At 63.0% G+C, this 20,511-nt stretch carries 13 protein-coding genes; 9 read left to right on the forward strand and 4 right to left on the reverse strand.

Annotated elements, in window-relative coordinates:
- Positions 1–134: 134 nt before the first annotated feature.
- The 4 genes from RMR13_RS05635 to RMR13_RS05650 form a co-directional block, all read right to left on the reverse strand.
- Positions 135–1,985 carry an RNA-binding domain-containing protein gene (locus tag RMR13_RS05635; protein ID WP_310599661.1) on the reverse strand — a complete coding sequence of 617 codons (1,851 nt, stop codon included), beginning with the start codon at positions 1,983–1,985 and terminating at the stop codon, positions 135–137.
- Positions 1,982–3,355, reverse strand: a complete 1,374-nt coding sequence (locus RMR13_RS05640) for a restriction endonuclease subunit S (protein WP_310599662.1) — start codon at positions 3,353–3,355, stop codon at positions 1,982–1,984. The genes RMR13_RS05635 and RMR13_RS05640 overlap by 4 nt, the downstream gene beginning before the upstream one ends.
- Before the next feature lie 199 nt (positions 3,356–3,554).
- Positions 3,555–5,024 carry an ATP-binding protein gene (locus RMR13_RS05645; RefSeq protein WP_310599663.1) on the reverse strand — a complete coding sequence of 490 codons (1,470 nt, stop codon included), beginning with the start codon at positions 5,022–5,024 and terminating at the stop codon, positions 3,555–3,557.
- The gene (locus tag RMR13_RS05650; protein ID WP_310599664.1) at positions 5,014–7,146 is read right to left on the reverse strand and encodes a class I SAM-dependent DNA methyltransferase; all 2,133 of its coding nucleotides are present in this window, start codon (positions 7,144–7,146) and stop codon (positions 5,014–5,016) included. Before RMR13_RS05650 ends, RMR13_RS05645 begins: the two co-directional genes overlap by 11 nt.
- 478 nt (positions 7,147–7,624) lie before the next feature.
- Between RMR13_RS05650 and RMR13_RS05655 the strand changes: the two genes are divergently transcribed.
- From RMR13_RS05655 to RMR13_RS05695, 9 genes are all read left to right on the forward strand, one after another.
- Positions 7,625–8,317: a redox-sensing transcriptional repressor Rex gene (locus RMR13_RS05655; RefSeq protein ID WP_310599665.1), complete on the forward strand. Its 693-nt coding sequence runs from the start codon at positions 7,625–7,627 to the stop codon at positions 8,315–8,317.
- Positions 8,314–8,835: an NAD(P)H-dependent oxidoreductase subunit E gene (locus tag RMR13_RS05660; protein WP_310599666.1), complete on the forward strand. Its 522-nt coding sequence runs from the start codon at positions 8,314–8,316 to the stop codon at positions 8,833–8,835. Before RMR13_RS05655 ends, RMR13_RS05660 begins: the two co-directional genes overlap by 4 nt.
- Positions 8,832–10,733 carry an NADH-ubiquinone oxidoreductase-F iron-sulfur binding region domain-containing protein gene (locus RMR13_RS05665; protein WP_310599667.1) on the forward strand — a complete coding sequence of 634 codons (1,902 nt, stop codon included), beginning with the start codon at positions 8,832–8,834 and terminating at the stop codon, positions 10,731–10,733. Before RMR13_RS05660 ends, RMR13_RS05665 begins: the two co-directional genes overlap by 4 nt.
- Positions 10,730–12,781 (forward strand): [FeFe] hydrogenase, group A, encoded by a 2,052-nt coding sequence (locus tag RMR13_RS05670; RefSeq protein WP_310599668.1) that lies wholly within the window; start codon positions 10,730–10,732, stop codon positions 12,779–12,781. Before RMR13_RS05665 ends, RMR13_RS05670 begins: the two co-directional genes overlap by 4 nt.
- A 354-nt stretch (positions 12,782–13,135) precedes the next feature.
- Positions 13,136–14,560, forward strand: a complete 1,425-nt coding sequence (locus RMR13_RS05675) for an aspartate ammonia-lyase (RefSeq protein WP_310599669.1) — start codon at positions 13,136–13,138, stop codon at positions 14,558–14,560.
- Position 14,561: 1 nt separating this feature from the next.
- Positions 14,562–15,809, forward strand: coding sequence for a [FeFe] hydrogenase H-cluster maturation GTPase HydF (gene hydF, locus RMR13_RS05680; protein WP_310599670.1), 1,248 nt, complete (start codon positions 14,562–14,564; stop codon positions 15,807–15,809).
- Entirely contained in the window at positions 15,806–17,134 is a 1,329-nt protein-coding gene (gene hydE, locus RMR13_RS05685; RefSeq protein WP_310599671.1) for a [FeFe] hydrogenase H-cluster radical SAM maturase HydE, read from the forward strand. Before hydF ends, hydE begins: the two co-directional genes overlap by 4 nt.
- Positions 17,127–18,866: a [Fe-Fe] hydrogenase large subunit C-terminal domain-containing protein gene (locus RMR13_RS05690; RefSeq protein WP_310599672.1), complete on the forward strand. Its 1,740-nt coding sequence runs from the start codon at positions 17,127–17,129 to the stop codon at positions 18,864–18,866. The genes hydE and RMR13_RS05690 overlap by 8 nt, the downstream gene beginning before the upstream one ends.
- On the forward strand, positions 18,859–20,037 hold the full coding sequence (locus RMR13_RS05695; RefSeq protein ID WP_310599673.1) for a SpoIIE family protein phosphatase: 1,179 nt from the start codon (positions 18,859–18,861) through the stop codon (positions 20,035–20,037). Before RMR13_RS05690 ends, RMR13_RS05695 begins: the two co-directional genes overlap by 8 nt.
- Positions 20,038–20,511: the final 474 nt, after the last annotated feature.

Below are 20,511 nucleotides of genomic sequence, written 5' to 3' on the forward strand. Positions count from 1 at the left end.
CGGTTCAACGATCGCCCAAAATTCATCCGAGATTTCCCAGGTTCTAACACGTGCCATTTCTGCCCCCGTTGCATGATTTGCAACGGAATATGAACTAATAGCTCATAAATTACCAGTAATTTATTTATAGATAATCACTTAGTTAAAGAAAACGCGTTTTCTTTAACTAACGTATTAGTTGTGTAGGCCTGGTCGGTCCGGTTGGGTTTGTCGGGGTAGCGCAGGCGCAGCAAACCGTGCGTGACCATGGGGTTGAGAAAACGTTGGCGCAAACCGTCCGGGTGGCGATCAAGCAGCCCAGCCAACTGGTTTCTGGTCAACCACCGCTCCCGGCACAAATCGAGGATGATGGCTTCCATCTGCTGCGGAGGGAGCCGTTGCCGTGACCGGGCTGGCGCGGCAATGCGCAACAACCGGTCGCTCTGTTCGGAGTCGCCCTTCTTATGTTCGGAGTCCATCTCCTTATGTTCGGAGTCGCCCCCCTTATGTTCGGAGTGAGGCGTCAAGGGCAAGCGATAGCGGCTCCATCGGCCCTGTCCTTCCTGGACCAGCATCTTTTTCCCCACCAGTCCCTGCAAGACCTTCGTCATGTCGGCGGCATGCCCACCGGTAATCTGCCGCATCCGCGCATTGTCCACTCCATATTCCACATCGGCGCTCACCAGGGCCTGCACTTCCAAGGTGCTGCAACGGGCGAACCGCCCCCCAAAGGCGGCGGTCAGTTTCGCCAGCGATTCCTCGGGAATCAGGCTGATCATCGGCAGCAGCCATTGCACCCGATCCGGCTGGACCTGTTCGCGAACCGCAGGTATGCGCCAATGCTGCGTTGCCCAGCCCCTTTGAATCTTGTCCACGCCGGAACCTGCCTTCTCCGCCGTGCCGATCATCATGAACATGGTCTGCAAGGCCTTGTTGCGGCATTCGCTGATGTTGCCGCGCAGCAGTTGATCGAATGAGATCAGCAGTGAGCCGGGGTTGGAAAACTCGAAACGATCCGGGTATTTTTCCACCACGATGCCGCCTTGCCCTTGATAGTCGGCATGGATCAAGGCGTTGACCAGCGTCTCGCGAATCGCCTCATGCACCACGGTTTCGCCACGGCGAAAGAGGTTGCCATCCAGTTGGAAGGGTAGTTTCAGATCCTGCGCCAAACGCTGGATGGATCCCAGATAGAATTGAAAGAGGTTGGCGCACCAGGTGCCGTCGACGGTCAGGCGGTCGGTCCAGCGGATGGCCGGATCGGAAGACAGCTTTTCCCGATAGTCGACATGATACTGCGGCACCGCTTCCCGCAGGGCTTCGTCGGAACCGAACATCAGCAGTCCGGCCACCGTCAATCCTTCAAGGCCGGTTGCGCGGTCTTTGCGCCAACCGCCAAGCTTGGCCAGCAGCCCCCGGTCGTCCTCACTTAGCCAGGGATGGGTTGGTTTGTGGGAGGCAAAGCGCTGCCGATACTGCTGCAGACTGAGCCGGTCCAGGTCATCCAGGGTGAAGTGCTCCAGGATGCGGCTATCGGCGGACTCCTCGGCCCGGTCCGACAGCATGCGGCTCACTTCCTGTTCGGTGCAGTGGTAGTCGCCCTCGAAGTTGCGGCGATAGGTGCCGGTGAGAGGATTTTGCGCAAGGAAGACCGGCCGCTGATACCGGGAGGCCTGCGGCACCCGGATGGCGAGGATGAGTCCCTGTTTGTGCGGCACCTCGACAAGATCGCTGTCGGTCAGCAGGTTGCTGCTCACCTTGCCGCGATTGTTGATCGTGTCCCAAAAGGATTTTTTCAACCGGGCCGGGGCGCTCACGCCGCTGACCGTGCCGTCGTCCTCCACCCCCAGGAGGATCACCCCACCATGGGTGTTGGCCATGGCGCTGTAGGTCTCCCACAGGCTCCTGGGTACCCCGCCCTTGGCGGATTTGAACTCCAGGTCGTCGCCTTCATCCCAGTTCAGCCGAACCAGGATATCCAAGGGATTGAGGGGCGGCGGCCTCATGCGCCCTCCTTGCTGGTCATGGATTCCCGCACATCGATCTTGCCGGTGACCGCGGCGGTGATCAGGGCGGTGCGGTATTCCTGCAAACGGGCGATGGCCGCCTCGACCTTGGCCACCAGTTGGTCGATCTTGGCGGTTTCGCGGTCGAGGTAGGCGGCGATGGCGGTTTGTTCGGGGAGTGGGGGAAGTGGTGTCAGAAAATCTTTGCAGAATTCGGGTGGCACACGCTTTTGCCCGCCCGCACCATACATTTCCGATTCACCGAGCTTCCTGAAGCCGTCTGTAATGGTGAGGTAGAATAAAAAACGATAATTTAGAGCCACGGACGCTCGCAATACGTGCAATTCGGTTGTTCCGTAGGCCGCCGAATTGACCAGCCCAGTCGCTATCGAACCCTTGCCATTCTCGAAGCAGGGCGTAATCTTGGCGATAACGACATCGCCATCCTGAAATTCTGTATAACCTCCACCAACCTCTGCTTTTACTCTTGTCTGGTCAAGGCGGATACCACCATATTCTTTCACTGCATCCATTGGAATAAAGGAAACTTCATCCTCTTCTTCCAGATTGCGCAGCAATGGCGCCGGTGGATTAACATGTACTACAAATCGGCCGCGCTTCACCTCCCACCCTTCCGGCACCTCGCCCAGCCATTCGATGTCGGAGTCCTTAAAGCGGGTATGGGGCTCGAGGCCGAATTCGCGGGCGGCATCGGCGGGCAGGCCGCGAGTGACGGTGCGGGAGATGAGCGCGGCGCGCTTCTCCCCCAGCAGTGCGATCAGCCGCCGTTTCTTCGCCACCAGGGTATCGATCCGCCCCGTCTCCCGGTCGAGAAAATCGGCGATGGCGGTTTGTTCAGGAAGCGGGGGGGATAAAATAAGAAAACCGCATAATTCTTCTGCGTTAAGGTGCGGCTGTGCTGCACGCAGACGGGCAATATGTATTTGACCTTCCAGCATGTATTTAGATAGCATCACCCATGCGACAAATCGAGGTATTGCATCAGTTACAGTGAGCACCATATCGTAACCAGCAATGCATCCTGCTATATTCTCGGTCACAATTGCGGAATCACCGGTATAAGCTCCACTGCGTACAATGAGAATTTCGTCAATTTCGAGACTCGGCCGCCTACTCCATGGCACGGTATCTGGGTTGACCATCTTTACCGCACTGAGATCAATTTTCCCCCGATTGATATCAGTTGCTCGAATAAAAGGTAGGCCTTGAGTGTCATGTTCTGGTGGTTCACCGAGCCCATACCGAATTAATCCAATATGTTTTATTCTCTTCACCTCCCAATGCTCGGGCACTGCCCCCAGCCACCGTACCCCGCTGTCTTTGTACTTCGGATAAGCCGGGTGCTTCATTGCTTCCTCCTTTCCGGCCCGGCCAGCGCCGTCCGTGGATACCCCATACCCCGGCAGCCGTCCCAGCGAAAGCCCCTCGTCAAACAACCATCAAATAAAACATATTTCCATAACATTCTGAAATTATGTTTTTTCGTGCAAGCCTTCCCTATGAAGGCAGGGCTCTCCATCAAATGACCGTCAAATAAAAACCGCGTACTCATTTGGCCCACCGTGGCAGATATTTCATGTACTTGCGGCCGGCGTTTTCGTCATGGGGGACAATCAACCCGGCATCAATCCCCTCCTTGATCAAACGGGAGGCAACGGCGCTGTTCTTCTCATTGATTCCGAATCGTTCCCGCAGGGTGGTATTGGTCATGTAATCTCGCTGCACATAGCGCAGGCAGGCGTGCAGATAGCAGGCGCGGACGCGGTCGGCCTTGTCCATCTCCTTGAGTTCCCGATGGGCGAAAAGCACGGCGCGGGTATGTTCGTCGACGGTTTCAAACAGCGGTGCCGGGAGTTGATAGAATTCGGTCTGAAAGACGACCTTGTCTACGCCGCTGCCGCGTTCCTCGCAGATACCGATGCGGCGCATGAACGAGGCCAGTCCCTCGTTGCGCGATTTGGGCGGGCTGTCGAGAAAGCGGTCGGTCTGGACCAACGGCAGGCCGGGGTTGGTAATCTCCATGCGGCTTGCAAAGATCTCCACCATGGGCGCGGTGCCTGTACTATGAAAATCCTGGTGGATGATGGAGTTGGCGACCAATTCGCGGATGGCCAGTTCCGGAAACATGGGCACCTGTTTGCGCAGGGCCTGGCCGATCACCTCGTTGCTGGGGAGGAGGTTGGCGACAAAGCCGATCAGCCCTTCGAAACCGGTGGCATACCCCTTGCTGCCCTCCTGCTCGCGCACCGTTTCCACCCGGCTTTCCCCCTTGTACAGCACCACCCGCACGGCCTTGCGCTTGAGGGTGCGGAAATCGGCCAACCGTTTGGCGAACAGGACGGCACCCAGATTGGTGATGCTCCACTTGCCGCCCTTGCCCCGGACAATCATGTCATCGGCGGCCAAAGCGGCCAGAACACCGTCCCGGCCTTCGGGAAGCGGCAGGGAGAGAAGGTCGAAATAGGCTGGATAGTCGAGCGACCTGAGCACGTCCTCGGCAGTAACGTTTTCGGCGGCTATTTCCTTTTCAAAGGGGATACTGTCGAACACCCGCCACAACTCCCGTTCCTTTTCGGGGAAATCTTTCAACTTTTTTTTGTAGGAGCCGATGCGGATGAATTCGGTGTTCTTGAATTGGACCGGGTGACGGAAAGCTGCTCCGATTTCGAGCAGAACAACCGGTTTATCGCCGACCTGAAAGGCAAAGAAGCGGAAGTTGATTTTGGGAGAAAGGAGGCGCAGCAGCCAGCTTTCCAAGGCCTCGTTGCCAACTTTGGCGGTTACGGGGTTGAAGGCGGTGCCAACGATTGCATGGGTGTCGTTTTGCACGCCCCATACCAGGTAGGCATACACCTTGCCGGTCAAGGCGGCGGCATTGGCGAGCGCAGAAAGATACTCTCCTATCTCGTCCGGTTCGGTATTGTTGTGCTTGAATTCCACCCACTCGGTTTCCTGGGGGAGTTTGCGCAGTTCGGCCACGAGGCCGAGCAAGTCGCTTTCCGAGCGGTCAATGCCCATTGGTCACCTCCCGCAGCAGGGTGACAATTTCGCCTTCCAGCACCTTGATTTCGGCCTCGATTTCCGCGAGCTCGCGGGGTGGCTCGTAGCGGTAGAAGTGGCGGTTCAAGGGAATCTCGTAGCCGACCTTGGTCTTACCGTGGTCGATCCAGGCGTCGGGTAGGTGGGGCAACACCTCGCGCCGGAAGTATTCCTCGACGCTCTCCTTAAGGGGCACGGTCTCGGTGTCGCGCAGGTCGGTGTCCGGCTCCGGGTTCCCCTGTTTGTCCCGACAGATTTCGGCGTTCTCATCCCGTTCACCCAAAGCGGCGAGCACCGCTTTCAACTCGGGGGCGGAAAGTTTGACGCCACGAGCGCGGTCAATTTCCCGCAGGGCCAGCAGGAACTGTTTGCGATCCTTGAACAGGGTGTCGCCGTACCGGTCGGCAAAAGCGGCCAACAGGTCGCGGATGGCCTGCTGACGCGCCTTGCCCGCCTCGATCTCCTGCTGACGGAGGGTTTCGTTCTTTTTGCCGCTGGCCGCGAGATTCTTGAAAGCTGTCTGCTCCGAAAGGCGCAAGATGCGCTCGGCCGTGGCTTGAAAGTTAAGGCGCAACGGCCGCTCGACCGTGATCTTGCGGTAGCCGAAGTCGTCGCCCGCGAACACCTTGCTGACCACCAGCGCCTTCTCCTTGCCATCGAGGAGAAAGGTGCGGGTCTCGCCGTCCTGGAAGTTCTCGTAGATGCGGGTGATCTCGGCGATGTGGTCCGGGTCCTTGGCCTTGTCCTGCGAATCGCCGATGCGGCGGCGCTTGTTGCCCAGGGATTTTTCCATCGGCACCCAGAAGTTGCGGGCATCGATCAACTGCACCTTGCCCTTGCGCGCTTTTGCCTTGCGGTTGGTGATGACCCAGATGTAGGTGGCGATGCCGGTGTTGTAGAACAACTGCTCCGGACACGCGACAATGGCCTCAAGCCAGTCGTTTTCGATGATCCAGCGGCGGATCTCGCTCTCGCCGCTGCCCGCGTCGCCGGTGAAAAGCGGCGAGCCGTTGAAGACGATGCCGATGCGGCTGCCGTCCCTGTCGACGGGACGCATCTTGGCGATCATGTGCTGGAGAAAAAGCAGGGCACCGTCGTTGATGCGCGGGGTGCCGGCGCCGAAACGTCCGTCATAGCCCAGGGTGTCGGCCTCCTGATTGATGTATTTCTGCTGCTGCTTCCACTCCACGCCAAAGGGCGGGTTGGCCAGCATGTAATCGAAGGTCCACTTGTTGCCGTCGGAGTCGCGGTCAAAGCCGTCGCGGGTGAAGCTGTCGCCGAGGATGATGTTGTCGGCGTCCTCTCCCTTGATCAGCATGTCGGACTTGCACACCGCCCAGGCCTCGTCGTTCCAGTCCTGGCCGTAGAGATGCGGGCGGGCGTCGCGGTTGAGATGGCGGATGTACTCCTCGGCCACCGACAGCATGCCGCCGGTGCCGCAGGCGGGGTCGTAGATGGTCTTGACCACGTGGCTCTTGGCCAGGTCCCGCTCCGGTGCCAGCAGCAGGTTGACCATCAGCTTGATCACCTCGCGCGGGGTAAAGTGCTCCCCGGCCTCTTCGTTGGCTTGCTCCGCCCCGATCCGGATCAGCTCCTCGAACACATAGCCCATCTGCATCTGATCGACCCGCTGGGGGGAGAGGTCGATCCCGGCAAAGGCCTTGACCACCTCGAACAGGATGTTCTTTCCCTCCATGTGGGCGATCTGCTCGCTGAACTTGAACTTCTCCATGATGGCGCGGACATTGGCGGAGAAGCCGTTGATGTAGCTGTTCAGGTTCGGCGCCAGATTGTCGGGGTCGTCCAGCAGCGAGTGGATTTTTTTACCCGGTAGGGTGAGCTGCATGCGCGACAGATTGTAGAAACGGTGGCCGGTGATCTGCTGCAGCCGGGCCAGTTGCACCCTTTCCGGCTTGGTCTTCAGCGATTGAAATTCATCCAGTGCGGCCTGGCGGGTTGGTTCCAGCAGGCATTCGAAGCGGCGCAGCACGGTGAGCGGCAGGATAACCTTGCGGTATTCGTTGCGCTTGTACGGGCCGCGCAAGAGATTGCAGATGGACCAGATGAAGCCGGCCAGTTGACTATGGGTTTCACCGTTCATTGCTGGATTTCCTCACTGTCGAAATTCGATTTCCCTTGTCCCGGGAGACATTGGTGAAGGCGAAGCTGGTACACTGGCTGCCCCGATCGGGGTTGAAGATATCCGGCGAGCCGTATTTCGCCAAGATATCTTCCAGGACCGGGACGCAAAAAAGAGGCGGCTTCATGGTACAGGCCGGAGCGGGCTATCTTGAGCAGGGCGCATGGCCGGAAACAAGCTGCCGACGGACGGACGCCACGGCAAACGATCCGAAAAATAGGTTCTTTCGTCTGCATTTCGCCGCTTCCCGAGCATAACAATCCGAATTTACGAAAAGAATAAAATTAAATGGCTTTTATTGGTATTTATTGACTTATATCGCCAATTTTGCGATAATATATATAGAGAAATAATTCTCGATTGCAAGCCGGTCCACTTGCCCGCAGACGATGTTCAATCAGTAAATTTTTCTCTGTTCGTAACCCGGGGGATACAGGCGATGAATGAATCAAAGGAGCGTTCGATACCGGAAACCGTCAAGGGCGTTCCGGAGCCGACCTTGCGTCGCCTGCCGCTCTACTATCGCCTGCTCAAACAGTTGCGCGACAGTGGCCGGGCCGGCGTGTCCTGCACCATGATCGGCACCGAACTCAAACTGGACCCCACCCAGGTCCGCAAAGACATCGAAATGACCGGAACCGTGGGCCGGCCCAAGGTCGGCTACGACATCAACGAACTGGTCTGCGCCATTGAACGGTTTCTCGGCTGGGACAACACCGTCGAAGCCTTTCTGGTCGGTGCCGGCAGCCTGGGCGAGGCCCTGATGGGATACGGCGGCTTTACCGAGTGCGGCCTGCAGATCGTCGCCGCCTTCGATGTCGACCCCAACAAGTGCCACCGGGTCATGCACGGCAAGCATGTCCGCCATGTCAGCAAACTGCCCAACCTGATGCGGCGCATGAAGGTGCGCTTCGGCATCATCACCGTCCCGGCGGTCGAGGCCCAGCAGGCGGCCAATCTGCTGGTCGAGGGCGGGGCGCTGGCCATCTGGAATTTCGCTCCGGCCAAGATCCAGGTGCCGGAACGGGTTATCGTCACCAATGAGGATTTGTACTGTTCGCTGGCGGTCCTGTCGCAGAAGATGACACGGAAGCTGGCTCTGTCCCGCTCGAAAGGAGGCTCCAAACCATGAACGCAGTTGAGCTGGCAACCGTCCAGCAGCAATCCCCGGCGCGCCGCTATGAAAAAGTCGGCGCCATCTTGGCGGAGAACGGCAATCAGCCGCAGCGCCTGATCCCGATTCTCCAGGCCGTGCAGGAGGAATACCGCTACCTGCCGGAAGATGTCCTGACCTTTGTCGCCACCGGCCTGGCGATCCCGCCGGCCCGGGTGTTCGGGGTGGCCACCTTCTATTCCCATTTCGCGCTCAGCCCCAAGGGCAAGTACTGCATCCGGCTGTGCGACGGCACCGCCTGCCACGTCAAGCGCTCGATCCCCATTCTCGAGGCCATCTACAAGCGGCTGGGCGTGTCGGCCAAGTACAATACCACCGACGACATGCTCTTCACCGTCGAGACCGTGGCCTGCCTCGGCGCCTGCGGCCTGGCGCCGGTGGTGGTCGTCAACGAAGAGGTCCATGGCCAGATGACCCCCGAGGCGGCCGTCCGGCTCATCGACGAGATCGAACAACAGGAAAAGGTGAACGCATGAGCGCGCTGCATCGGGAATGTGACCATATCGACGTGCTGATGGGCGCCCAACGCCGGGTGGTGATCTGCGCCGGCACCGGCTGCGTCGCCAACGGGGCGATGAAGGTGTATGCCGCCTTCCAGCAGGAGATGGCGGCCAACGGCCTGCCCGTCCTGCTCGAACTGCGGACGGAAAACGACAACCAGGGCAAGACCGCCGTGACCCGCAGCGGCTGCCAGGGATTTTGCCAGATGGGCCCCCTGGTGACGATCTTGCCGGAAAACATCCTCTACACCCAGGTCAAGCCCGCGGATGTGGCGGAAATCGTGACCACCAGCCTGATGGCGGGCAAAACGGTCGAACGGCTGCTCTACTGCGAGCCGGGCAAGGACCACGTCTGCCAGGGCACCGACGACATTCCCTTCTACACCCGTCAGCAGCGGTTCGTTCTGGGCGATTGCGGCACCATCGATCCGGAGAACATCGACGAATACATCCGCAACGGCGGCTACGAAGCGGCCAAGAAGGCTTTCTTGGAGATGAGTCCCGAGGCCATCTGCACCGAGGTCGCCGAATCGGGCCTCCGAGGCAGGGGCGGCGGCGGCTTTCCCACCGGCCGCAAGTGGGAGGCGGCCCGGCGGCAGGTCAGCGACAAGAAATACGTGATCTGCAACGCCGACGAGGGCGATCCCGGCGCCTTCATGAACCGCAGCGTCATGGAAGGCAACCCCCACAGCGTCATCGAGGGCTTGATGATCGCCGCCCGGGCCATCGGTGCCGACGAAACCCTGGTCTACGTCCGGGCCGAATACCCGCTGGCCGTGCAGCGGATGCGGCGGGCGGTCAAGGATGCGGCCGAGCGCGGCATCCTGGGCACCAATGTCTTCGGTTCCGGCTGCGCGATCAGCTGCGAGATCATGGAAGGGGCCGGCGCCTTTGTCTGCGGCGAGGAAACCGCGATGATCGCGTCGATCGAGGGCCAGCGCGGCATGCCCCGGCCCAAGCCGCCGTTTCCGGCCCAGAGCGGCCTTTGGGGCAAGCCGACCATCATCAACAACGTCGAGACCCTGGCCCACACGGTGCGCATCGTCCGGCAGGGAGCGGTGCGCTTCCGCGAACTGGGCACCCCCGGATCGCCGGGCACCAAGACCTTCGCCCTCACCGGCCATGTCGCCAACACCGGCCTGATCGAGGTGCCGTTTGGCACCACCTTGCGGGAAATCGTCCACAATATCGGCGGCGGGGTCACCAAAGACGACGGCAGCATCGATCCGGCCGGCTTCAAGGCGGTCCAGATCGGCGGTCCCTCCGGCGGCTGCCTGACCCAGGAGCACCTCGACCTGCCGATGGATTTCGACTCGCTGCGCGGCGTCGGCGCCATGGTGGGCAGCGGCGGTCTGGTGGCCATGAACCAGGACACCTGCATGGTTGCGGTGGCCCGGTTCTTCATGGAATTCACCCAGCGCGAAAGCTGCGGCAAGTGTGTCCTCTGCCGCGAAGGCACCCGCCAGATGCTGGCCCTGATGGACGATATCATCGAGGGCCGGGCCACCGAGCGGACCCTGCCGCTCTTGAAGGAACTGGCCCTGGCGGTGCAGAAAGGCTCGTTGTGCGGACTCGGCAAGACCGCGCCCAACCCGGTTCTTTCCACCCTGCGCCATTTTGCGGAAGAGTACGAGGCCCATGTCCGGGACAAGGTCTGTCCGGCCGGCCAGTGCAAGGCCCTGCTCAAGCCGTGGATCAACGCGGACAAGTGCAAGGGCTGCGGCAAGTGTGCCAAGAAATGCCCGGTGGAGGCGATCGGCGGCGAACTCAAGCAGCCGCACACGATCGATCAGGATAAATGCATCAAGTGCGGGGTCTGCGCGCAGTCCTGCAAATTCGGCGCGGTCGAGGGATTGCAAGGAGGACAGGCATGAGCAAGGTACAAGCCACCACACTGACCATCGACGGCCGCAACGTGGCGATCGAGGGCGAAAAGAATCTGCTGGAACTGGTGCGCAAAATCGGCATCGACCTGCCCACCTTCTGCTACCACTCCGACCTGAGCGTTTACGGTGCCTGCCGTCTCTGCCTGGTCGATGTCGAGGGGCGCGGCATTCTCGGGGCCTGTTCCACCCCGCCCGAACCGGGGCTGGTGATCCGGACCAATACCCAGGAGTTGCGGGAGATCCGCAAGATCGCCATCGAGCTGCTGCTGGCCAATCACGATCGGGAGTGCACCAGTTGCGTGCGCAGTGGTTCCTGCCAGTTGCAGGACATCGCCCGCCGGCTCGGCATCACCAACATCCGCTACCGCTCCATCCATCAGTCCAAACCGGTGGATACCTCGAGCCCGTCTTTGATCCGCGATCCCAACAAATGCGTGCTCTGCGGCGATTGCGTCCGTTTCTGCGACGAGATCCAGTCGGTCGGCGCCATCGATTTCGCCTACCGGGGCCACGACGCCGCGGTGCTGCCCGCCTTTGGTCAGGATCTGGGAGCGGGCGAGTGCGTCAACTGCGGCCAGTGCGCCGCGGTCTGCCCCACCGGCGCCCTGGCGCCGGCCCCGGAGATCGAGGAGGTGTGGCAGGCCATCCACGATCCCAACACCGTGGTGGTGGCCCAGATCGCGCCGGCGGTGCGGGTGGCCATCGGTGAGCAGTTCGGCGGCGAATACGGTCTCAACACCACCGGCCAGGTGGTGGCGGCGATGAAACGGATGGGATTCGACATCGTCTACGACACCAGCTTCAGCGCCGACCTCACGGTGGTCGAGGAGGCCAACGAGTTCATCGCCCGCAAGACCAACGGCGAGCGGCTGCCGCTGTTCACCAGCTGCTGTCCGGGCTGGGTCAAATTCGCCGAGCAGTATTTTCCGCAGCTCCTGGGCAATCTCAGCTCCTGCCGTTCGCCGCAGCAAATGCTGGGCTCCATGGTCAAGCACACCCTGCCGGCGCAGCTCGGCCGGGAGCGCAAGGACATCGTCATGGTGGCGATCATGCCCTGCACGGCCAAGAAATTCGAGGCCCGACGGCCGGAGTTCCGCACCGGCGGCGTCCCGGATGTCGACTATGTGCTCACCACCCAGGAACTGGCGCGGATGATCGAGGAATCGGGCCTGAGCCTCAACAAGCTCAACCCGGCGAGCTTCGACATGCCCATGGGCTTCAAGACCGGCGCCGGCGTCATTTTCGGCAACTCCGGCGGGGTCACCGAGGCGGTGCTCCGCTATGCGGCCGGCAAGCTCACCGGCCAGAATCCAGTGGACCCGGAGTTCGAGGATATCCGCGGCGAAGACGCCCTGCGACTGATCCGCACCGAGGTCGGCGGGGTCGAGTTGAAGCTGGCCATCGTCCATGGCCTGGGCAAGGCGCGCGAGGTGATGGAGCGGATTCTGGCCGGCACCCTCTTGGTCGACCTGGTGGAGGTCATGGCCTGCCCCGGCGGCTGCATCGGCGGCGCCGGCCAGCCGGTGGGTCGGGATATCGCCCAACGGCGGAAGGACCGCACCGCGGCCCTGTACAACACCGACCGGCTGCTCGATCTCCATTGTTCCCAGGAAAACCACTTCGTCACCGAGTGCTACCAGAAATACCTGGGCGAACCGGGCGGCCGCGAATCGCACCGGCTGCTGCACACCCATTACCACCATCGCCGCCGCACCGGGGCCGAGGATATCGCCCTGACCAAGGCCAGGGAGTCGAGCGACGGACCGCTGATCGTGCGGGTATGCGCCGGAACCGGCTGTTTCCTGCGCAACTCCCAGGCCATCATCCAGGGCTTGATGAAGCATGTCGAGGCCAACGATCTCGACGACCGGGTGCAGGTCCAGGCCTCGTTCTGCTTCGAACGCTGCGGCGAGGGACCCAATGTGGCGGTCGGCGAGACGATCATCTCCCAGGCGACCCTGGAGAAGGTGGTGCAGGCCATCCATGCCGAACTGGCCCAGGCGCCGGACGGGACGGTCCGGGCCGGCGCCTGCTAAACAAGGCATCCCCCCGCTCCCGCCGGTTGGTTGTCCCTGTCGGCCGGCGGGAGCATTTTTCCTTTTTCGTTCTTTCGGGGCATGGCGGTTTTCGCGACAGACCGCCGTGCCTTGGAAGAACCCCGTGCATGACCCGCAGGAGACGATCGCCATGCGGTTTTTTTTCGACAACGCACCTCTACTCCTGAACCTCTTGCGTGGACTCCGGTATCGGCCCGGTACCGGGGTCCGGTCGATCGCGGCCTTTCGCCTCCAACTTTTTCCGTGGCAAGAAACCCGCATCGGCCCTACAATAGTCGAATCCCGTGTTTTTTGCGGCCATCGACGCCTGTCCCTTTTCCCCTGATGTCCCCCATGTCCCCGACCCGAACGGAAACCGACGCGCTCGGTTCGCGCCAGCTCCCAGGCGATGGCCTGTGGGGCATTCACACCCTGCGGGCATTGGAAAACTTCCCCCTTTCCGGCCGACCGCTCCATCCGGCGCTGATCCGCGCCCTCGGCACGGTCAAGCTGGCGGCGGCGCAGACCAACGACCGCTTGGGGATCTGGCGGGACGATCCGGCCAAGGCCGACGCCATCCTGGCCGCCTGCCGGGAGATGGCCGCAGGCCAACTGGGGCAATGGGTGGTGGTCGACGGCCTGCAGGGCGGGGCCGGCACCAGCGCCAATATGAACGTCAACGAGGTGCTGGCCAACCGGGCCCTGGTGCTGCTGGGCTGTGCCCAGGGCGATTACGGCCGGGTCAGCCCCCTGGACGACCTCAACCGCCACCAGTCGACCAACGATGTCTTCCCCACCGCCCTGCGGGTGGCGGCCCTCGAACTGCTGGCCCGCCTGGAACACAAGGTGGTGGCCTTGCAGGAGGCCTTCCAGCGGCAGGAGCAGCGGTGGGCCCATGTGGTCAAGGTGGCCCGCACCGAATGGCAGGACGCGGTGCTGATCACCGCCGACCGCACCTTTGCCGCCTATGCCGAGGCCATCAACCGCGACCGTTGGCGCCTGGCCAAGTGCCACGAACGGCTGCGGGTGGTCAACCTCGGCGGCACCGCCGTGGGCACCGGCCTGGCCGCGCCGCGCCGCTACATCTTCGAGGTCACCGAAAGCCTGCGCGAACTGACCGGCCTGGGCCTGGCCCGGGCGGAAAACCTGGTGGAGGCCACCCAGAACGCCGATGTCTTTGTCGAGGTTTCGGGGATGCTCAAGGCCCACGCCGCCAATTTGCTGAAGATCTGCTCCGATCTGCGGGTGCTCGGCTCCGGGCCGGACGCGGGCCTGGCCGAGTTGCGGCTGCCCCGCCGCCAGGCCGGTTCCTCGATCATGCCCGGCAAGGTCAATCCGGTCATCCCGGAGGCGGTCAGCCAGGCCGCCATGCTGGCAATCGGCCACGACGCGGCCCTGACCCTGGCCTGCGCTTCGGGCAGCCTGGAGCTGAACCCCTTTCTTCCCCTGGTGGCCCAAACCCTGTTGGACACGCTCGATTTGTTGGCCAATGCCGACGACATCCTGTGCCGCCACTGCGTCGACGGTCTCGAGGTGGATGCAGCCCGCTGCGCCCAACAGGTGGCCAACGCCACCGCCGCGGTCACCGCCCTGGTGCCGGTGATCGGCCATGAACGCGCCGCGGACCTGGCGGCAGCAGCAGCCCGTACCGGCCGCTCCATCCGCGAGCTGGCCCGTACCGAGGCCGGCATCGACGACGACCAGTTCGACCGACTCACCGGCGCCGCCGCGGTCTGCCGCCTCGGCTTCACCCCATCTCCGTCCCAGCATACGAGCTAGCATGAGCCAATCCGCCCCCAAAGGCCTTCGCCTCCACATCGGCCTGTTCGGCCGCCGCAATGTCGGCAAATCGAGCCTGCTCAACGCCATCACCCGCCAGCAGGTGGCCATCGTCTCCCCTGTCGCCGGCACCACCACCGATCCGGTGGAAAAGCCGATGGAGCTGCTGCCGCTCGGTCCGGTCCTGTTCATCGACACCGCCGGGATCGACGATGTCGGCGCCCTGGGCGAAATGCGCATCGCCCGGACCACGGCGGTGTTCGACCGCACCGACCTGGGAATCGTCGTCAGTGCCGGTGGCGAATGGGGCCCTTTCGAGCGCGAACTGGTGGCGGCCCTGCAATCCCGCCGGATTCCGGTGCTGGTGGCGATGAACAAGGCCGACCAAAACCGGGCCACCGATGCGCCGGCCGCCGAGCTGGCGGCCGCAGGCATCCCGCTGGTGCACACCGCCGCCATCGACGGGACCGGCATCGGCGAGCTGCGGCAGCGGCTCATCGAGCTGGCGCCGGCCGATTTCGTCGACAGCCCGGCCATCGTCTCCGACCTGGTGGGGCCGGGAGAGACCGCGGTGCTGGTGGTGCCCATCGACAAGGAAGCGCCCAAAGGACGCCTGATCCTGCCCCAGGTGCAGACCATCCGCGACCTCCTCGACGGCGATGCCCTGTGCCTGGTGGTCAAGGAACGGGAGCTGCGCCACGCCCTCGACCTGCTGCGCACCCCGCCCAAACTGGTGGTGACCGATTCCCAGGCCTTTCTCAAGGTGGCCGCCGACGTGCCGCCCGAGGTCAGGATGACCGGCTTTTCCATCCTTTTTTCCCGCAGCAAGGGCGACCTGCTTACCCAGGTGGCCGGCGCGCTGGCCATCGAGCGGCTTCAACCCGGCGACCGGGTGCTGATCGCCGAGGCCTGCGCCCATCACCCCATCGGCGAGGATATCGGCCGGGTCAAAATTCCCCGCTGGCTGACCCAATTCGTCGGCGGCCAACTGGAATTCACCCACGTCCAGGGACACGATTTCCCCGCCGATCTGCACCGATACCGACTGGTGATCCAATGCGGCTCCTGCATGTTGAACCGCCGCGCGGTCCTAAGCCGCATCCTCCATTGCCGGGAAGCCGGGGTGCCGATCACCAATTACGGCCTGGCCATTGCCTACAGCCTGGGCATTTTCGCCCGCGCCCTCAGCCCCTTTCCGGCCGCCCTGGAACTGTACCGCTCGCTGGCCCACGACGACGGAGGCCGATGATGGATCGCCGGGAAATCCTCGACTGGCTGCGCTGCGACGATCCGCGGCAGCTTGAGCCGCTCTGGCAACAGGCCGATCGGCTCCGGCAGGAACAGGTGGGCGACGCGGTCCATCTGCGCGGTTTGGTGGAAATTTCCAATCACTGCGCCCGGGCCTGCCACTACTGCGGCTTGCGGGCCGCGAACCAGGCGATTGGCCGCTACCGGATGACCGAAGAGGAGGTGTTCGCCTGCGCCCTTGCGGCCCAGCACCTGGGCTACGGCACCTTGGTGCTCCAGTCCGGCGAGGACGACGGCATCAAGGCCGACTGGCTGGCCGGACTCATCCGCCGGATCAAGGGCGCCACCCCGCTGGCCCTGACCCTGAGCCTGGGGGAACGCAGCGACGCCGCCCTGACCGCCTGGCGCGAGGCCGGGGCCGATCGCTATCTGCTGCGGTTCGAGACCTCGGACCGGGCGCTCTACCGGGCCATCCATCCCGACCGGGGCAGCCGGATTTCCGACCGGATCGCCATCCTCAGGAAATTGCGGACCCTGGGCTACGAAACCGGCAGCGGGGTGATGGTCGGCATTCCCGGCCAGAGCCACGAAACCCTGGCCGACGATCTCCTGCTCTGCCGCGAGCTCGATCTGGACATGATCGGCATCGGTCCCTTCATCGCCCATCCGCAGACGCCGCTTTGGCAGGCCAAGTCCCCGCTGCCGGCCGAAGACCAGGTGCCGCCAACCATCGACATGACCTGCAAGGCCGTGGCCCTGGCCCGCATCCTCCGGCCGGACGCCAACATCCCGGCCACCACCGCGGTGGCGGTGATGAACGCCAGCCTGGGACGGGAACAGGCCCTGCGGCGCGGCGCCAACGTGATCATGCCGAACCTGACCCCGCCCCAGTACCGCGAGCTGTATGCCATCTATCCCGGCAAGGCCGACCGGATCGAGACCGCCGAGGCAAGCGACAACCAAATCCGCACCCAGATCATCGCCTTGGGACGGACCGTGGGCTGCGGTCCCGGGGGCAGAAGCGGCGGGGGACAACAAGGGCCCGAGCCCGGACCGGTGCCACCGGAATCCCTGCAAATCGCCGTCTGCATGGGCAGCTCCTGCTTCAGCCGGGGCAACAACGGCCAGGCGATCGAAACCCTGCGCCACTGTGTCGAGGCCGCGGGCCTGGTGCCGGAGATAACCGGCCATCTCTGCGAGAACCTGTGCACCCAGGGGCCGCACGTCACCATTGGCGACACCCTCTACAGCAATGTGCAGGCCTCCTGCTTCGCCGAATTGCTCCGCCACCACCTCGCCAGCGGCAAGGAAGGGATCGATGGATAAACGCATGCCGATCTATACCGAGAAGCACGAATGCCAGGATTGCTACAAATGCGTGCGCCACTGCCCGGTCAAGGCGATCCGGGTCCAGGACGCCTATGCCACCATCGTGCCGGAAATGTGCGTGTTCTGCGGCGGCTGCGTCTCGATTTGCCCCAATGCCGCCAAGCATGTGCGCAACGACCTGGCCCGAGCCCGCCAACTGGTCAAGCTGCCACCCCGGGTCTATGTCTCCCTGGCCCCCTCCTGGCTGACCGAATTTCCCGGCATCGCCGCCGGGCAGATGGTTGCCGCCCTGCGGCGGTTGGGCGTCACCGGGGTGTCCGAGACCGCGCTCGGCGCCCAGCAGGTCAGCGCCCATGTCGCCCGCAGCCTTGCCGAGCAGCCGGGCCGGGTGCTGATCAGCTCGGCCTGCCCGACCGTGGTGGCCTTCATCCAGAAGCACCGGCCGCAGCTGGCCGGGGCGGTCACCGGCCTGATGTCGCCGCTGTTGGCCCATTGCCGGCTGCTGCGCCACCATTTCGGCGCCGAAATCGCCACCGTCTTCATCGGCCCCTGCATCGCCAAGAAAATCGAGGCCGACGAGCAGCCGGAACTGCTCGACGTGGCCCTGACCTTCGAGGATCTCCGGCTTTGGCTCGCGGCCGAGCGGATCGATCCGGAAACCCTGGTTCCCGGCGAGGAGGACCGGTTCGTCCCCACAGCGGCCGAGGAAGGGGTGCTCTATCCGGTGGATGGCGGCATGATCGCCGGCATCCAAGCCCACTGCCGCATCGACGATGCCGCCTTCATGAGTTTTTCCGGGCTGGGCGCGGTGGCAGGCGCCCTGGACGGCCTGGCCGGCCTGCACACCGAGCAGGGGCTCTTTCTCGAGCTGCTGGCCTGCGAGGGCGGCTGCATCAACGGGCCCAAGGTCACCCGGCCGGGCAATACCGTGGTCAAACGCCACCGGGTGCTGAGCTCGGCCCACTTCCCGGAGGCGCAGCCGGTGCCCCGCCGGCCCGAGTTCGAGATCGGCCGGCGGATCGAACCCTTGCCCCTCAGCCAGCCGGATCTGTCGGAAACCAGGATCACCGAGGTGCTGCGGTCGATCGGCAAGCGTACCCCGGAAGATGAGCTCAACTGCGGCGGCTGCGGCTACGATTCCTGCCGCGAATTCGGCAAGGCCCTGATCGCGCAGCGGGCCGAGCGGGCGATGTGCGTGTCCTGGATGCGGCAGCTGGCCTTCAAGAAGGCCAATGTGCTGATGCACAAGATGCCCTCGGCGGTGGTTATCGTCGACAGCGATTTGCGGGTGCTGGAATGCAACGAGGCCTTTGTCGCCATCATCAACCATCACCATGCGACCGCCACCCCGGCTGAGCTGGAGGGGGTGTCGATCGAGGCGCTGCTGCCCTTCCACTCGCTCTTTGCCAGCGTGCTCAAGAACGACATGGACATCCTCGATCGGGATGTCCGCTTCCTCGACACCATCCTGCACCTGTCGATCTTCACCATCGACCCGCATGCGGTGGCCGGCGCCATCCTCCAGGACATCACCCGGCCGGCGGTGCAGAAGGAACAGGTGATCCGGCGGGCCCGCGAAGTCATCCAGAAGAATCTGGCCACGGTGCAGAAGATCGCCTACCTGCTGGGGGAAAACGCCGCCGAATCCGAGGTGACCCTCAACAGCATCATCGAATCGTTTTCGCCGGCCAAGATCGACGGCGAGGAAGGGGGCGGCGGCAATGGCTGACAACGCCTTCATCGATGTCGACCATGCCCAGTGCAGCAAGTACCGCCAGTCGATCTGCGGCGATGCGGTCCTGTCCCACCGGATCAAGGAAGAAGGCCGGGTTTTGGCGGTCCTCTCCGACGGTCTGGGCTCCGGGGTCAAGGCCTCGGTGCTGGCCAATCTCACCGCCTCCATGGCCCTCAAGTTCGCCTCCACCTGCACCGACACCCGCAGCTGGGCCCACTCGATCATGGATACTCTGCCGATCTGCGAGGTGCGGAAGATCAGCTATTCCACCTTCACCCTGATCGATCTCGACGAAAGCGGCAATCTGCGCTTCATCGAGCACGGCAACCCGCCCCTGGCGCTGCTGCGCGGGGCCGAGGAGGTGGAGCTGGAACGTTCGGTGATCACCCTGGAGCGATGGAAGGAGCGGCTGATCTACCACGGCCGGGTCCAGCTGGCCATCGGCGACCGACTGCTGTGCTGCTCCGACGGCATCACCCAATCGGGCATGGGCCAGCCGGCCATGCCGTTGGGCTGGACCTGGGAGCGGGCCGCGGACTACGCCCGAGAGCTGATCCGCGCCAATCCCGAGATGTCGTCCCGGCGGCTGGCCGCGGCCCTGATGGACCGGGCGCTGGCCAACGACGGCGGGACCGCCCGGGACGACATCAGTTGCGCCGTGGTCCATTACCGGGTGCCCCGGCAGCTGCTGGTCATGACCGGGCCGCCCTTCGCACCCCAGCGCGATTTCGAACTCGCCCAGGCGGCCCAGACCTTTCCGGGCCGGAAAATCATCTGCGGCGGCACCACCGCCACCATCATCGGCCGGGTCCTGCGGCGGCCGATCACCGTCGACCTCGGCCAGCTCGACACCGGCCTGCCGCCGCCGGCCAGAATGGAAGGCATCGACCTGATCACCGAAGGCGCCCTGACCCTGGCCCATGTGGCGCAACTGCTGGCCGAGGAGGTGCCGGTCGCCCGCTTGCCGACCAATCCGGCCGGGGACATCGTCCGCCTGATGCTGGGCAGCGACATCATCCATTTCATCGTCGGCACCCGGATCAACGAAGCCCACCAGGACCCCAACACCCCCCAGGAACTCGATCTGCGCCGCAACATCGTCCGCCGCATCGTTTCCCTGCTCGAGGAAAAACACCTCAACACCACCTCGGTCCGGTTCATCTGAGCGCGAAGAACCGGTTGCTCCGCACCGGTTCACCCGTGCCGACCGCCATTTCTCCCGCCCCGGGCAACGGTTCGGAAGGTGCGGCCGGCACCGCTTGCCCCGTCCCTCCTGGCGCCTTCTTTTCCCCCGCTGTTTTTCCCTGTTCGCCGGCTTGATCGTTTGCAAAAAAAATCCCCAATTCATCGCTTTTCAATTTTTAAATACGATTGACAAATCAACCATTTTTCAATAAAATATATATAGAGAATTAATTCTCTATATAGTTGTCATGTGGTACCGCGAAACTTCCTCCAATCAGGAACGGCTTCCTGAAAAAGGGCTCGATTCGATCGGGAGAAAGGATGCGGAGGAAGGGGGATCGTTCGGTGCCGGTGCCCGTCTTGGCGCGATGAAGAAAAGAGCGCGCCAGGTTGGGATAAAACGGCGGGAAATGGCACGCGACCGGGGCACCCGTGAGATCATTTCAGCGGAGGA

Source organism: Desulfobulbus sp., from assembly GCF_031547805.1.
Lineage (GTDB): Bacteria > Desulfobacterota > Desulfobulbia > Desulfobulbales > Desulfobulbaceae > Desulfobulbus.